The sequence below is a fragment of the Pseudomonas sp. GW456-12-10-14-LB2 genome (assembly GCF_002884345.1).
In the GTDB taxonomy this organism is placed as follows: domain Bacteria; phylum Pseudomonadota; class Gammaproteobacteria; order Pseudomonadales; family Pseudomonadaceae; genus Aquipseudomonas; species Aquipseudomonas paraglycinae.
The window spans coordinates 66742-81248 of the sequence record NZ_POHV01000030.1 but is presented as its reverse complement, the minus strand read 5'-3'; the positions used below and the strand labels follow the sequence as shown (position 1 = coordinate 81248).

The following is a 14507-nucleotide window of genomic DNA, read 5'->3' as shown; positions in this document are numbered from 1 at the left end:
TGCCTCAAGGGACGCTCCGCGTCCAGTGACGCGGAGCGTCACGGGCTGCATTCCCACGCAGAGCGTGGGAACGATCAGGTATCAGTCAGGGTGCGCTCGTCAGAACGAGGGCCGCGCAGCAGCCACCGTCACCAGCACCACCCCGACCAGCAGATTGAACCCCACCACCTTGCGAATCCGCCCCAGCACCGCCGCGCCCGCCGGCCAGTCCTTCGCCTGCACCGCCGTGCGCAACTCCGGCAGCATCAATGCCTGAATCCGGATGAACAGCGCGGTCATCACCACATACAAACCCATCATCACCTGCACATAACGCGGCGCGTTATCGAAGGCGATGTGTTGCAGATGCAGCATGCCCACCCCGGTGACCGGCAGCAGAATCACCGCTCCCCACACCCAACGAAAAAAACCTTGAAACACTTCCACCCAGAGCGTCAGGCGCCCGGGGCCGTCCAGTGCCTTCATGGCCGCGGGGCGCAGGACCATCCAGGCGAAAAACATACCGCCGACCCACACCAGTGCGGCCAGTACATGGATGGGGTAAACGAGGCTAAAAGGTGTCATTGGGGTACTCCGTTCTGCGCAGGATCGATTCGCGGGGTATGATAGCCGCCGAACCGAACCACTGAAAATTTATCCAGCGTTTTTTGCGCCCGACACTCAATGATCAGCACTGAACTCAAAACCACGATCCAGGGCGCCTACTCGCGTTTTCTAGAGGCCAAGAGCCTCAAGCCGCGTTACGGCCAGCGCCTGATGATCGCTGAAGTCGCCAAGGTTCTCGGGGATATCGACACCGACGACGAAGGCCGGCGCAGTGGCGACCCCGCGATTGTCGCGGTGGAAGCCGGCACCGGTACCGGCAAGACCGTGGCCTACAGCCTGGCGGCGATCCCGACCGCCAAACTGGCCGGCAAACGCCTGGTGATCGCCACCGCGACCGTCGCCCTGCAAGAGCAGATCGTCTACAAGGACTTGCCCGACCTGATGCGCAACAGCGGGCTGAACTTCAGCTTCGCCCTGGCCAAGGGCCGTGGCCGCTACATGTGCCTGTCCAAGCTCGACATGCTGTTGCAGGAAGGCCATGCGCAGACCGCCACCGCGCAGCTGTTCGAAGAAGAAGGCTTCAAGATCGAGGTCGATGAGGCCAGCCAGAAGCTGTTCACCAGCATGATCGAGAAGCTCGCCGGCAATAAATGGGACGGCGACCGCGACAGCTGGCCCAACGCGCTGGAAGACGCCGACTGGGCGCGCCTGACCACCGATCACAGCCAGTGCACCAACCGTCATTGCCCGAACTTCGGCCAGTGCGCCTTCTACAAGGCCCGCGAAGGCATGGGCAAGGTCGACGTGATCGTCACCAACCACGACATGGTGCTGGCCGATCTGGCGCTGGGCGGCGGGGCAGTCTTGCCCGATCCGCGCGACACCATCTATGTGTTCGACGAAGGCCACCACCTGCCGGACAAGGCCATCGGCCACTTCGCCCATTACACACGTCTGCGTTCCACCGCCGACTGGCTGGAAACCACCGCCAAGAACCTCACCAAACTGCTGGCCCAGCACCCGCTGCCGGGCGACCTCGGCAAGCTGATCGAGCAGGTGCCGGAGCTGGCGCGGGAGATCAAGACCCAGCAGCAGTTCATGTTCACTGCCTGCGAACAGATTGCTGATTTCAAGCCCGGTGAAGACGTCGAAGGCCGCGAGCGTCCGCGTCATCGCTTCATCGGCGGGGTGATTCCGGAACACATGCGCGAGATGGGCATCGAGCTGAAAAAAGGCTTCGCCCGCCTCAACGACCTGTTCACCCGTCTGACGGATCTGCTCAAGGAAGGCATGGACGGCGAGGTCAACATCGGCATCGCCAGCAATCAGGCCGAAGAATGGTATCCACTGTTCGGCAGCCTGTTGTCCCGTGCTTCCGGCAACTGGGAGCTGTGGACCGCGTTCACCGCCGAAGACCCGGAAGACAACCCGCCGATGGCCCGCTGGCTGACCCTGGCCGAAAGCGGTTCGCTGTTCGATATCGAGGTCAACGCCAGCCCGATCCTCGCCGCCGAAACCCTGCGCCGCAGCCTGTGGAACGTGGCCTATGGCTGTCTGGTGACTTCGGCGACATTGACCGCGCTCGGCACGTTCGACCGTTTCCGCATGCGCGCCGGTCTGCCGAAAAAAGCCGTCACTGCCGTGGTGCCGAGCCCGTTCCATCACGCCGATGCCGGCGTGTTGCGGGTGCCGGACCTGAAGGCCGATCCGCGCGATGCCGCCGCCCACACCGCCGCGATCATCCGTGATCTGCCGGAGCTGGTCGAAGGCTCTCGCGGCAGTCTGGTGCTGTTCTCGTCGCGCAAACAGATGCAGGACGTGTTCGACGGCCTCGACCGCGACTGGCGCAAGCAAGTGTTCATTCAAGGCAACCTGTCGAAACAGGAAACCCTGAACAAGCACAAGGCGCGGGTCGATGGCGGTGATTCCAGCGTGCTGTTCGGCCTCGCCAGTTTCGCCGAGGGCGTGGACTTGCCCGGCGCCTACTGCGAACACGTGGTGATCGCCAAGATCCCGTTCTCGGTGCCGGACGATCCGGTCGAAGCCGCGCTGTCGGAATGGATCGAAGCCCGGGGCGGCAATCCGTTCATGGAAATCTCGGTGCCCGATGCCTCGCTGAAGCTGGTTCAGGCGTGCGGCCGTCTGCTGCGCACCGAAGAAGACCGCGGCACTATCACCTTGCTGGATCGGCGGCTGGTCACCCAGCGCTACGGCAAGGCGATCCTCAATGCGTTGCCTCCTTTCCGTCGTGAAATATCCTGAGACATCGGTGGGCAGTTTTGCCCGCCGCGCTGTCTATCTCTCTGTCACTGCTTTTCCATTGGCCCTTGCGGGTCGTTAGGGAGAATTCCGTTCTCATGATTCGTCGTTCGTTGCCTGCCATTTTTGCCCTGGTTTTCGCTGCGCCTTTATTCGCGGCACCTGCCGGCCAGCAGACCCTGTTCAACTTTGTCCGCCCCGCCGATGTGGTGAAAGTGGCGACCGAAAACGCTGACTTGCCGCAAGCCAACGCCGAGCAGACCCCGGAAGGTGAAGTGCTGCGCCGGGTGACGTTCAATCCGGTGGCCCGCCCGACCTTGCGTCTGTCTCCGCAGACGGGTGCCTGGGACTGGTCGCAGTCCGGCATGATGAGCCTGCGCATCCAGAGCGCGATGAACTGGGCGGTGACCGTCTACGTGCAAATCCAGAGCAACGACGGCAAGACCCTGGTCAGTCGCGTTGACCTGCCGGCCGGCCCGGCGCAGACCTTGCTGGTGCCGTTGACCGCGACCTCGCCACTCAGCCAGGGCATGAAAGCCGGGCCGGTGATGCCGATGACGATCGACGGGCAGCGCATCCTGCTGGCGAGCAGCAGCGGTGAGCTGGATCGCAGCCAGGTGGTGTCGGTCAGCCTGTCGATGGATCAGCCGAAAGCCGCGCAAAGTCTGTTGCTCGAGCGCTTTGGCGTTCAGGACGAAGGCGAAGTGATCAAATCCGCCTACGGCAATCTGGTGGATGCCTACGGCCAGTCGACTCGCGGCAAGTGGCCAGAGAAAGTCGCCAATGACGAACAACTGAAATCCGCCGCCGCCAAAGAACAGCAACAACTGAACACCTGGCTGGCCGAGCGCGAAAAATCCTCGCTGGACAAGTTCGGTGGTTGGAGCAAAGGTCCGGCGTTCAAGGCCAGCGGTTTCTTCCGCACCGAAAAGCGTGAAGGCCGCTGGTATCTGGTGACGCCCGAGGGCCATCCGTTCTATTCCCTGGGTGTAAACACCGTCAGCCCGGAGGTCAACCAGACCTACGTGGCCGGCCGCGAGTACATGTTCGAATCCCTGCCAAAACCTGAAGAGCCGCTGGCCAGCCATTTCGGCGAAGGCGACAACCGTGGCGGCAACGGTGTCGATCAGGGTCGAGGCTACAACTTCGGTCGCTGGTACGACTTCTACGGCGCCAACCTTCAGCGTCTGTATGGCGAGCCGTGCACCCAGGACAGCGGCAACAAGGCCGGAGTCGCCGAAGCCGCCAAGGCAGGGGCCGTAGAAGAAGCCGCGACCAACGCCAGTGCACCGGTCGCCGCCTCCGAACAGCCGAAAGCCGGGGTCGCCGAGTCGGCAGCCACCAGCGGGCAAAGCGTTGCGAAGCCGTGCACGAACACGGTCGACGAGCAAAAGTGGGCCAGCCACACCCTTGATCGTCTGCAAGCCTGGGGCTTCAACACGGTCGGTAACTGGAGCGCGCCCGTCCTCGGTGACGCCGAGCGCATGCCGTACACCTTGCCGCTGTCGATCGTCGGCGATTACACCAGCATCAGCACCGGCACCGACTGGTGGGGCGGCATGCCTGACCCGTTCGATCCGCGTTTCGCCATGGCCACCGAACGCGCCGTGGCGATTGCCGCCCGTGATCATCGCGATGATCCGTGGCTGATCGGCTACTTCGCCGACAACGAACTGGCCTGGGCCGGCCCTGGTGATGATCCGAAATCCCGTTACGCGCTGGCCTACGGCACCTTGAAAATGACCACCGACGTTCCGGCCAAACGCGCGTTCCTCAAGCAGTTGCGCGACAAGTACCGCAATCAGGCGGGGCTGTCGAAGGCCTGGGGCATGGATCTGCCGGCATGGGAATTGATGGAAGACCCGGGTTTCGAGGCGCCGCTGCCGAATCCTGAGCATCCGGAAATCGAGGCCGACTTCAAATACTTCCAGAAGGTCTTCGCCGACACGTACTTCAAGACCATTTCCGACTCGCTGAAATGGCACGCGCCGAACCAGTTGCTGCTCGGTGGCCGTTTTGCCACCAGCACCCCGGAAGCGGTGGCCTCCTGCGCCCAGTATTGCGACGTGCTGAGCTTCAACATGTACACCCTGCAACCGCAGGACGGCTATGACTTCGGCGCGCTGCGCAGCCTCGACAAACCGGTGCTGATCACCGAGTTCAACTTCGGCTCCACTGACCGTGGCCCGTTCTGGGGCGGCGTGACCCCGTTGAGCAAGGAAGAAGACCGCGGCCCGGCCTACGCCAACTTCCTCAAACAGGCGCTGAGCGAGCCGTCGATTGTCGGCGTGCACTGGTTCCAGTTTCTGGACCAACCGGTGACCGGGCGCCTGCTCGATGGCGAGAACGGGCACTTTGGTCTGGTCGGTGTCACCGATCTGCCGTTCCAGGGTTTTGTCGAAGCCGTGCGCAAGAGCAACCTGGCGACCGTCGATCAGTTGAGCAAAGAGGCGCAGAAAGCGGCTGCCGCAGCGGACAAGACCGGCCACGAAGCCGAAGGCGGCCGCAAGGCAGACGCCGGCAAAGGCGCGGGACAGGGGGCTGGCCACACAGGCGGGCATTCCGGCAACGGTCACTGATCGATACGAAACCTGAAGACCGCCCGGCCCGCAGCGGTTCCCAAAACCCTCACGGGCTGGAACAATGCGGGCCACTTTGTAGAGCGTTTTCGCGGGGGAGTTGCGGGTGCAGATTCAGGGCCATTACGAGCTTCAATTCGAAGCGGTGCGCGAAGCCTTCGCCGCACTGTTCGACGATCCCCAGGAACGCGGCGCCGCGTTGTGCATTCGGGTCGGCGGCGAAACCGTCCTCGACCTCTGGTCCGGCACCGCCGACAAGGACGGCGCCGAGGCCTGGCACAGCGACACCATCGCCAACCTGTTCTCCTGCACCAAGACCTTCACCGCCGTCACCGCGCTGCAACTGGTTGCCGAAGGCAAGTTGCAGCTCGATGCGCCGGTCGCCCGTTACTGGCCGGAATTCGCCGCTGCCGGCAAGGAATCCGTCACCCTGCGCCAACTGCTTTGCCATCAGGCCGGTCTCCCGGCCCTGCGCGAATTGCTGGCGCCTGAGGCGCTGTATGACTGGCAGACCATGGTCGACGCTCTCGCCGCCGAAGCGCCGTGGTGGACGCCTGGCACTGGTCACGGTTATGCCGCGATCACCTACGGCTGGCTGATCGGCGAATTGCTGCGGCGCGCCGACGGTCGCGGGCCGGGGGAATCGATTGTGGCGCGGGTCGCCAAACCGCTGGGGCTGGATTTCCATGTCGGTTTGGCCGACGAGGAATTCCATCGTGTTGCGCACATCGCCCGGGGCAAGGGCAATACTGGCGACGCCGCTGCCCAGCGCCTGCTGCAAGTGACCATGCGCGAACCGACGGCCATGACCACCCGGGCCTTCACCAATCCGCCGTCGGTGCTCACCAGCACCAACAAACCGGAATGGCGCCGTATGCAGCAACCGGCGGCCAACGGCCACGGCAATGCACGCAGCCTGGCCGGGTTCTACGCCGGTCTGCTCGACGGCAGCCTGCTGGAAAGCGAAATGCTCGACGAACTGACCCGTGAACACAGCCTCGGCGAGGACAAAACCTTGCTGACCCGCACCCGTTTCGGTCTCGGTTGCATGCTCGATCAGCCTGATGTGCCAAACGCCACCTACGGCCTCGGCCCGCGTGCATTCGGCCATCCGGGTGCAGGCGGTTCCATCGGTTTTGCTGATCCGGAGCACGATGTGGCCTTCGGATTTGTGACAAATACACTGGGGCCGTACGTCTTGATGGATCCGCGCGCGCAGAAGCTGGCGCGGGTACTTGCCACTTGTCTGTAAAGCATCGTCCGAGGTTCCAGGGCCGGAACCTCATGGCGAATTTCGTTTCAAAGCGTCTGTTTATCCGGGCGAAAGTCCTCTGATTGTTCACTACTTCTTTTTGTGGGTTTCCAATGTCGTCCAAACAAACTCTCGCCCTGGCCCTGTGTTTCGCAATCACCGGTTGTGCACAGACTCCGAAGAACGACGCCGATGGCGGCAGCTGGTGGCCGTTCGGTTCTTCCGACAAAGTCGCAGCCAAGGAACCGGCTTCGGCGCCTGCGCCGTTGAAACCGGCCGCTACCGCGCCAGTGGCCAAGGCTGAGAGCAGCAGTCCGTGGTACTGGCCGTTTGGCTCGGACGACTCGGCGGCCAAGGCTGAAGTGAAAGCTGAAGCCAAACCCGAAGCCAAGCCGGTCGAAGTTGCCAAGGCCGAGGCCGACAAGGGTGGCAAATGGTGGTGGCCGTTCGGCGGCAAGGAGCAGGACACGGCCAAGGTCGTACCGATGCCTGATCCGAAAGTGACTCAGGCCTGGCTGGATGACTACGAGCCGCGCCTGCGCACCGCGATCAAGGACAGCAACCTGCAACTCGAGCGCCGTGAAAACGTACTGGTCGTGACCGCGCCGGTGGAAGGCTCGTTCAACCCGGATCGTCCGGCGATGCTGCTGCCAGTGACCCTCGGCCCGTTCACCCGCGTTGCGAAAATCCTCGAAGCCGACCCGAAAACCGCCGTGCTGGTGCTCGGTCACAGTGACACCACCGGTGCCGCTCCGGCCAACGTCAAGTTGAGCCAGGAACGCGCCCAGGCTGTGGCGGCAATCTTCCGCCTCAGCGGTCTGCAGCGTGATCGCCTGATGCTGCGCGGCATGGGTTCCGAAGCGCCGCGTGCCGCCAACGACAGCGCTGAAGGCCGTGCCCTGAACCGCCGTGTCGAGCTGCTGGTGACCCCGCAGAACACCATGGTCGCGCTGCTGAGCAAATACAACATGCCAGCACCGAAGCCAGTGACCATGGTTGCTGCCCAGGACGTCAAGCCTGCCGCCAAACCGGTGACCCCGGCGCCGGCAGCTAAGAAAGCCGCTGTACCGGCCACCAAAAAGGCTCCAGCCAAGAAAGCTGCTGCCAAGGCTCCAGCGAAGAAGGCCCCGGCCAAGGCTCCGGCGAAAAAGACCGCGCCCGCCAAAGCTGCCGCAACCGACAAGAAAGTCGCTGCGACCGATACCACCAAAAAGTGATCCGCTAACGAAAAGGAATGCGCCGTGACCCAGTCTCTGGCAGATATGCGTCGTGATTACACCCGGGACGGCCTGACCGAGGCGCAAGCCCCGGCCGAGCCCTTTGCGTTGTTTCACCAGTGGTTTGCCGAAGCGGTGAAAACCGAACAGGCGCCAGTGGAAGCCAACGCGATGACCCTGGCCACGGTGGATGCGGACGGCCGTCCGCATTGCCGCATTCTGCTGCTCAAGGGGCTGGACGAGCAGGGCTTCACCTTCTTCACCAACTACGAAAGTGCCAAGGGCCAGCATCTGGCGGCGAACCCGTTCGCTGCCATGACGTTCTTCTGGCCGACCCTGGAGCGCCAGGTGCGTATCGAAGGGCGGGTGGTGAAGGTCTCGCCTGAAGAATCCGACGCTTACTATCAGGTGCGACCGCTGGGCAGCCGACTCGGCGCCTGGGCCTCACCGCAGAGCCGGGTGATCAACGGCCGGGGTGAACTGGAAGATTTGCTCAAGGCGACCGAGCAACGCTTCACCGACACCCAGCCTCACTGCCCGGAACACTGGGGTGGCTATCGCTTGCTCCCTGAGCGCATCGAGTTCTGGCAGGGTCGCGCGAGCCGTCTGCACGATCGCCTCAACTACCGTGTGCAGGGCGCCAACTGGATTCTTGAACGTCTGGCACCTTGAGCAGTCTACCGAGCGGGATAGTCTGCCGCAGCGGCTTGGAGCCACTTCGGCAGGTCCCGGCGCTTGATCTTCTGCGCCTGAGCCTGCTCCAGCCGTTTGAGCATGAACGCGCGTTTGCCTTCATCCTTGCCGGCCAGTGACAATGCCAGATCGCGATCCATCCAGCGTTTGATCCGCACATACAGCCACCAGTGGAAGTACAGACCGGCGGCGGTGGTGACGACAATGATGAAGTAATCCATGGAAATCCTTGGGTCGGCGGCGCAGGAAACGGATTTTGGCGCTACTGTTGGGTGAGTTCGCGGGTGCCTGTACCGGGCCTGAATGAAAGCAATTTTATCCGGGCGACGCCGTGACAGGCGTCAAGCTGCGGAGTTTAATGAATACCTGTCCTTTGGAGTTGATGCTATGCGTAAGTCTGTTCTGCTGGTTGCTTCCTTTTCCACGATGGCGATGTTGCTGACCGGCTGCCAGTCGAGCCTGACCGGTGACTCCTACTCCCGTGACGAAGCGCGTCGCGTGCAGACGATTCGCATGGGCACCATCGAATCCCTGCGTCCGGTGAAAATCGAAGGCACCAAAACCCCGATTGGTGGTGCAGCCGGTGCAGTGGTTGGCGGTGTTGGCGGCAGTGCCATCGGCGGCGGCAAAGGCAGCATCGTTGCAGCCGTTATCGGTGCCGTGGCCGGCGGCCTGATCGGTTCGGCCACTGAAGAAGGCCTGACCCGCACTCAAGGTGTTGAAATCACCGTGCGCGAAGACGACGGCAGCATGCGCGCCTACGTGCAGCAGGTTCAGGAGAATGAAGTGTTCCGCGTAGGCGAGCGGGTACGGATTTCGACCGTTGGCGGCACCAGCCGCGTTTCGCACTAAGCGCGAACAAGCGGTAAAAGAAAACCCCGATCAGGTGACTGGTCGGGGTTTTTTGTTGGTTTTCGGCATTAACGAAGCAGGAAAATCGTGGCTGCAGGACGCGTCTCTAAAGACGTGGGGATTGTTCTCTACAGTGATCCACGGAGTATCAGGAAGGCAGCGCGCTGTTCTTTCTGCTCGCCGCCAATGTCACTGCATAACCGATCAATGCCGCGAACACCGACCCGGTGAGAATGCCCATCCGGTCCATCCCGGCGTATTCACTGGCGCCCGGCACGAAGGCGAGGGAGCCGACAAACAGGCTCATGGTGAAGCCGATCCCGCAGAGGATCGCCACGCCCAGCACCTGGCCCCAATTGGCGCCCTGGGGCAGGGCGGCGATGCCGGTCTTGACGGCGAGCCAGGTCAGGCCGAACACGCCGAGGGTCTTGCCCAGCAGCAGGCCGACGGCGATGCCCATCGGGACGTGGTGGGTGAAGCTTTCGGCGGTCACGCCGGTCAGCGACAGGCCGGCGTTGGCGAAGGCGAACAGCGGCAGGATGCCGTAGGCCACCCACGGGTGCAGCGCGTGTTCGAGGGTCAGCAGCGGCGAAGGTTCGGCATTCTTGGTGCGCAGCGGGATGCAGAACGCCAGGGTCACGCCGGCCAGCGTCGCGTGGACACCGCTCTTGAGTACGCAGACCCAGAGGATCAAACCAATGATCATGTACGGCCCGAGCTTGACCACGCCGAGCCGGTTCATCGCCACCAGCGCCGCGATGCACGCCGCCGCCAGGCCCAGCGACAGGGTCGACAGTTCGCCGGAGTAGAAGATCGCGATGATCACGATGGCGCCGAGGTCATCGATGATCGCCAGGGTCATCAGGAACAGCTTCAGCGACACCGGCACGCGCTTGCCGAGCAAGGCCAGCACGCCGAGGGCGAAGGCGATGTCGGTGGCGGTCGGAATCGCCCAGCCGTCGAGGGCGCCCGGGTTGTCGCGGTTGAGGAACCAGTAGATCAGCGCCGGCACCAGCATGCCGCCGATGGCCGCCGCGCCGGGAAGGACGATCTGCGACGGTTTCGACAACTGGCCGTCGAGGACTTCGCGCTTCACTTCCAGGCCGATCAGCAGGAAAAACAGCGCCATTAGGCCGTCGTTGATCCACAGCAGCAGGGGCTTGGCGATCTTCAACGCGCCGATCTGCGCCACCACCGGGGTGTCGAGCACGCCGGTGTACAACCACGACAGCGGCGAGTTGTTGATGATTAGAGCCAGGATGGCCGCGGCGATCAGTAACAGACCGCTGGCAGCTTCCAACTGAAAGAAACGCGTGAAAGTGCTACGCAGAGGCAAGGTCGCTCTCCATCGATAAAGTCAAAAGGTGGCACACCCTAACCCGTACCGTTAGTTGTTAAAACAAAAGTTATATTCTTTTTTGTTATATGCGGTTACAGAGCGCCAGGCCGACATGCAGCAGAGCCTAGCAGTTGCCCGAGGGATTGAAGCTCAGCTGTATCTGTCGGTGCCGTGGGATTTTTCCTAAGCTTGGGGGCTGAGCCTGTGAAGGCACTTCTGCCCGATTCAACGAGAACGACAGCCATGAGCGACAACCGACAGTGGGCCCGCGAAGCCATCCGGATCATCGAAGCGGACTTCCAGCGCAGCGCCGACACCCACCTGATCCCCTTGCCGCTGCCGGGGTTCCCGGGCATCGAGTTGTACTTCAAGGACGAGTCCAGCCACCCGACCGGCAGCCTCAAGCATCGGCTGGCCCGTTCGCTGTTTCTCTATGCCTTGTGTAACGGCTGGCTTAAACCCGGCGCGCCGGTGATCGAGGCGTCCAGCGGTTCGACGGCGATTTCCGAGGCGTATTTCGCGCGGATGCTCGGCCTGCCATTCATTGCGGTGATGCCGGCGACCACCTCCAAGGAAAAAATTGCGCAGATCGCGTTCTATGGAGGCCAGAGTCATCTGGTGGACGATCCGACCCAGATCTACGCCGAATCCGAACGCCTGGCCCGCGAACACGACGGTCACTTCATCGACCAGTTCACCTACGCCGAACGCGCCACTGACTGGCGGGCGAACAACAATATCGCCGAGTCGATCTTCCAGCAGATGCGTTACGAACAGCACCCGTGCCCGGCCTGGCTGATTTCCAGTCCCGGCACCGGCGGCACCACCGCGACCCTCGGGCGTTACGTGCGTTATCGCCAGCACTGCACCCGCGTGCTGTGCGCCGATGCCGAGCGTTCGGTGTTCTTCGACTTCTACCAGACCGGCGACGCGAGTTTGCGTCTGGACCACGGTTCACGCATCGAAGGGATCGGCCGGCCACGAGTGGAAGCGTCGTTCCTGCCGAAGGTCATCGATGCGATGGTCAAGGTGCCGGACGCCTTGTCGCTGGCGGCCATGCATTACCTGGCGCAGCGTCTGGGCCGGCATGTGGGCGGGTCGAGCGGCACCAACCTGATCGGCGCGCTGATGGCGGCGCAGCAGATGAAAGCGGCGGGGGAGTCGGGCTCGATCGTGGCGATTCTGTGCGATGGCGGCGAGCGTTACGCAGACACCTATTACGATCCAGCGTGGCTCAAGGCGCAGGGCTATGAGCTGGAGGGATTGATGGCGGCTGTGGCAGCGAGTGCCGAGCAAGGTGACGCGCTGCCGGCCTCGGTTCTGCGCGCCAATATCTGACGCCGAAAACGACTGTGGGAGCGAATTCGCTCCCACAGGTTTTTGTATTGCTTCAGGTGTTGCGGATCAGTCTTTCAAACCGAGGATGTCACGCGCCACGGCTTCCGCGATGCGAATGCCATCGACACCCGCCGACAGAATCCCGCCCGCATAACCCGCGCCTTCACCGGCCGGGAACAGACCTTTGACGTTCATGCTCTGCAGCGATTCATTTCGTGTGATGCGCAGCGGCGACGAGGTGCGGGTCTCGATCCCGGTCAGCACCGCATCGTGCAGCGAGTAACCGCGAATCTGCTTCTCGAACGCCGGCAGGGCCTCACGAATGGCTTCGATGGCGAAGTCCGGCAGGGCCAGGGCCAGATCGCCCAGCGAGACGCCCGGTTTGTACGACGGCTCGACTTCGCCCAGCGCGGTGGATGGTGTGCCGGCGATGAAGTCGCCGACCAGTTGCGCCGGCGCCTTGTAGTCGCTGCCGCCGAGGATGAAGGCGTGGGATTCCAGACGTTCCTGCAACTCGATACCGGCCAGCGGACCGCCCGGATAATCGACTTCCGGGGTGATGCCGACGACGATGCCGGAGTTGGCATTGCGCTCGTTACGCGAGTACTGGCTCATGCCGTTGGTGACCACGCGGTTCGGCTCGGAAGTCGCCGCCACCACGGTACCGCCCGGGCACATGCAGAAGCTGTAGACCGAACGGCCGTTCTTGGCGTGGTGCACCAGTTTGTAGTCGGCGGCGCCCAATTTAGGGTGTCCGGCATACTTGCCAAGACGTGCGCGGTCGATCAGCGATTGCGGGTGCTCGATACGGAAACCCACCGAGAACGGCTTGGCTTCCATGAACACGCCACGGCTGTGGAGCATGTGGAAGGTATCGCGGGCACTGTGGCCCAGCGCCAGGATCACGTGTCTGGAGTGCAGGGTTTCGCCGCTGGCCAGCTCGACGCCGACCAGTTGACCGTCCTCGATCAGCACGTCGGTGACGCGTTCCTGGAAGCGCACTTCGCCGCCCAGAGCGCGGATCTCTTCGCGCATGGTCTCGACCATGCCGGTCAGACGGAACGTACCGATGTGCGGTTTGCTGACGTAGAGGATTTCTTCCGGCGCACCGGCCTTCACGAATTCGTGCAGGACTTTACGGCCGAGGAATTTCGGATCCTTGATCTGGCTGTACAGCTTGCCGTCGGAGAACGTGCCTGCGCCGCCTTCGCCGAACTGCACGTTGGACTCGGGATTGAGCACGCTTTTGCGCCACAGGCCCCAGGTGTCCTTGGTGCGCTGGCGCACTTCGGTGCCGCGCTCGAGGATGATCGGCTTGAAGCCCATCTGCGCCAGCAACAGGCCGGCGAAGATCCCGCACGGGCCGAAACCGACCACGATCGGGCGCTGGCTCAGGTCGCTGGGCGCCTGGCCGACGAATTTGTAGCTGACATCCGGCGCCACGTTGACGTTACGGTCGTCGGCGAACTTGCCCAGCACTTTGGCCTCGTCGCGCACTTCGAGGTCGATGGTGTAGATGAAGCACAGTTCGGAGGACTTTTTGCGCGCATCGTAGCTGCGCTTGAACAAGGTGAAATCGAGCAGGTCATCGCTGGCGATGCCCAGGCGTTGCACGATGGCAGCGCGCAGGTCTTCGTCGGGATGGTCGATCGGCAGCTTGAGTTCGGTGATTCGTAACATGACAGGATCCGGTTCGCGGGGCGCACAACTGCGCCAGGGCGTTTGAAGGCGGCGATTATAAGCCGCATCGGCCGGATCCCGTGAGGGTAAAACGATCAGTCGTTACGCGAACCGCCGAAATACCCGCAACCACGCTGCACCTTGCCGTCGATACGCAGCTCGGCGCTCATGTGCTGCACGCTGCCGGTGCTGCTGTCGACGCAGCGCTGCGGCGCCACCCACAGCTCGATGCGCTGGTTGTTGGCTTCGCTGCTGAGATTGAAACGGCCGTCGCCCAGTTGCTCTTCGACGTAAGGCACGGCGAGCGGCGGCTGGCCTTCGCGGTCGATGACCAGGCCCTTGCCGCTGACCTTGACGTTCCATTCCGGACCATGACCGGCGGCGCGCAGGATCAACTGTTTGAAGTTGGGATCGTCGCAGGCGGTGCCGGAGCGTTCGACACGGTACAACTGGGTCAGGTCGAGGCGGTCGCCGGCGATCTTCCCGCGCACGTCGGCAAACAGCTTGCCCTGTTGATCGGCCAGGGTGGCGGCCTCTTGCAGGACGCTGGTGCCGCCGATGTCATTGACCACGTACTGGCGCTGCTCGCCGCAGGCCTGGAACACCAGTTTGCCGTCGGCAGCGGTCAGTTGCCCCTGCATCCGCGTCTGGCCGACGTGGGAAGCGCTTTCCCGCGCACCATCGAACAACTGGCACGCGGCAAACAACGGGAGCAGGGCAACAACGATCAGGGAACGGGCAACACGCATCTT

12 protein-coding genes are annotated in these 14507 nt (G+C 62.9%); 7 read left to right on the top strand and 5 right to left on the bottom strand.

Going from position 1 to position 14507, the window contains the following annotated elements; all coding sequences use genetic code 11:
• Positions 1-99 precede the first annotated feature (99 nt).
• A complete protein-coding gene (locus C1X29_RS20370; RefSeq protein ID WP_085605351.1) occupies positions 100-564 on the bottom strand; it encodes a CopD family protein in 465 nt (154 codons plus the stop codon).
• A 99-nt stretch (positions 565-663) separates the two neighbouring features.
• On the opposite strand from C1X29_RS20370, the gene dinG reads away from it, so the two are divergent.
• From dinG to pdxH, 5 genes are all read left to right on the top strand, one after another.
• Positions 664-2808: an ATP-dependent DNA helicase DinG gene (gene dinG, locus C1X29_RS20365; RefSeq protein WP_007952008.1), complete on the top strand. Its 2145-nt coding sequence runs from the start codon at positions 664-666 to the stop codon at positions 2806-2808.
• 95 nt (positions 2809-2903) lie between these two features.
• Positions 2904-5384, top strand: a complete 2481-nt coding sequence (locus C1X29_RS20360; RefSeq protein ID WP_102718221.1) for a beta-galactosidase — start codon at positions 2904-2906, stop codon at positions 5382-5384.
• A gap of 106 nt (positions 5385-5490) precedes the next feature.
• A complete protein-coding gene (locus C1X29_RS20355) occupies positions 5491-6636 on the top strand; it encodes an EstA family serine hydrolase (RefSeq protein WP_011332785.1) in 1146 nt (381 codons plus the stop codon).
• Between the two features lie 113 nt (positions 6637-6749).
• Positions 6750-7853, top strand: a complete 1104-nt coding sequence (locus C1X29_RS20350; protein WP_102718220.1) for an OmpA family protein — start codon at positions 6750-6752, stop codon at positions 7851-7853.
• A 24-nt stretch (positions 7854-7877) separates the two neighbouring features.
• On the top strand, positions 7878-8525 hold the full coding sequence (pdxH, locus tag C1X29_RS20345) for a pyridoxamine 5'-phosphate oxidase (protein WP_102718219.1): 648 nt from the start codon (positions 7878-7880) through the stop codon (positions 8523-8525).
• Positions 8526-8530: 5 nt separating this feature from the next.
• Here the strand turns inward: pdxH and C1X29_RS20340 are convergent, their stop codons facing one another.
• Positions 8531-8767 carry a hypothetical protein gene (locus tag C1X29_RS20340; protein ID WP_102718218.1) on the bottom strand — a complete coding sequence of 79 codons (237 nt, stop codon included), beginning with the start codon at positions 8765-8767 and terminating at the stop codon, positions 8531-8533.
• 166 nt (positions 8768-8933) lie between these two features.
• On the opposite strand from C1X29_RS20340, the gene C1X29_RS20335 reads away from it, so the two are divergent.
• Positions 8934-9398, top strand: a complete 465-nt coding sequence (locus tag C1X29_RS20335; RefSeq protein ID WP_007969461.1) for a glycine zipper 2TM domain-containing protein — start codon at positions 8934-8936, stop codon at positions 9396-9398.
• A gap of 148 nt (positions 9399-9546) precedes the next feature.
• On the opposite strand, the gene nhaA is transcribed toward C1X29_RS20335, so the two are convergent.
• Positions 9547-10734, bottom strand: a complete 1188-nt coding sequence (gene nhaA, locus C1X29_RS20330; RefSeq protein ID WP_102718217.1) for a Na+/H+ antiporter NhaA — start codon at positions 10732-10734, stop codon at positions 9547-9549.
• Between the two features lie 246 nt (positions 10735-10980).
• Between nhaA and C1X29_RS20325 the strand changes: the two genes are divergently transcribed.
• Positions 10981-12075 carry a PLP-dependent cysteine synthase family protein gene (locus C1X29_RS20325; RefSeq protein ID WP_102718216.1) on the top strand — a complete coding sequence of 365 codons (1095 nt, stop codon included), beginning with the start codon at positions 10981-10983 and terminating at the stop codon, positions 12073-12075.
• A 66-nt stretch (positions 12076-12141) separates the two neighbouring features.
• Here the strand turns inward: C1X29_RS20325 and C1X29_RS20320 are convergent, their stop codons facing one another.
• Positions 12142-13755: an NAD(P)/FAD-dependent oxidoreductase gene (locus C1X29_RS20320; protein ID WP_102718215.1), complete on the bottom strand. Its 1614-nt coding sequence runs from the start codon at positions 13753-13755 to the stop codon at positions 12142-12144.
• Between the two features lie 95 nt (positions 13756-13850).
• Positions 13851-14504, bottom strand: coding sequence for a COG3650 family protein (locus C1X29_RS20315; RefSeq protein WP_085748187.1), 654 nt, complete (start codon positions 14502-14504; stop codon positions 13851-13853).
• Between the last annotated feature and the right edge of the window lie 3 nt (positions 14505-14507).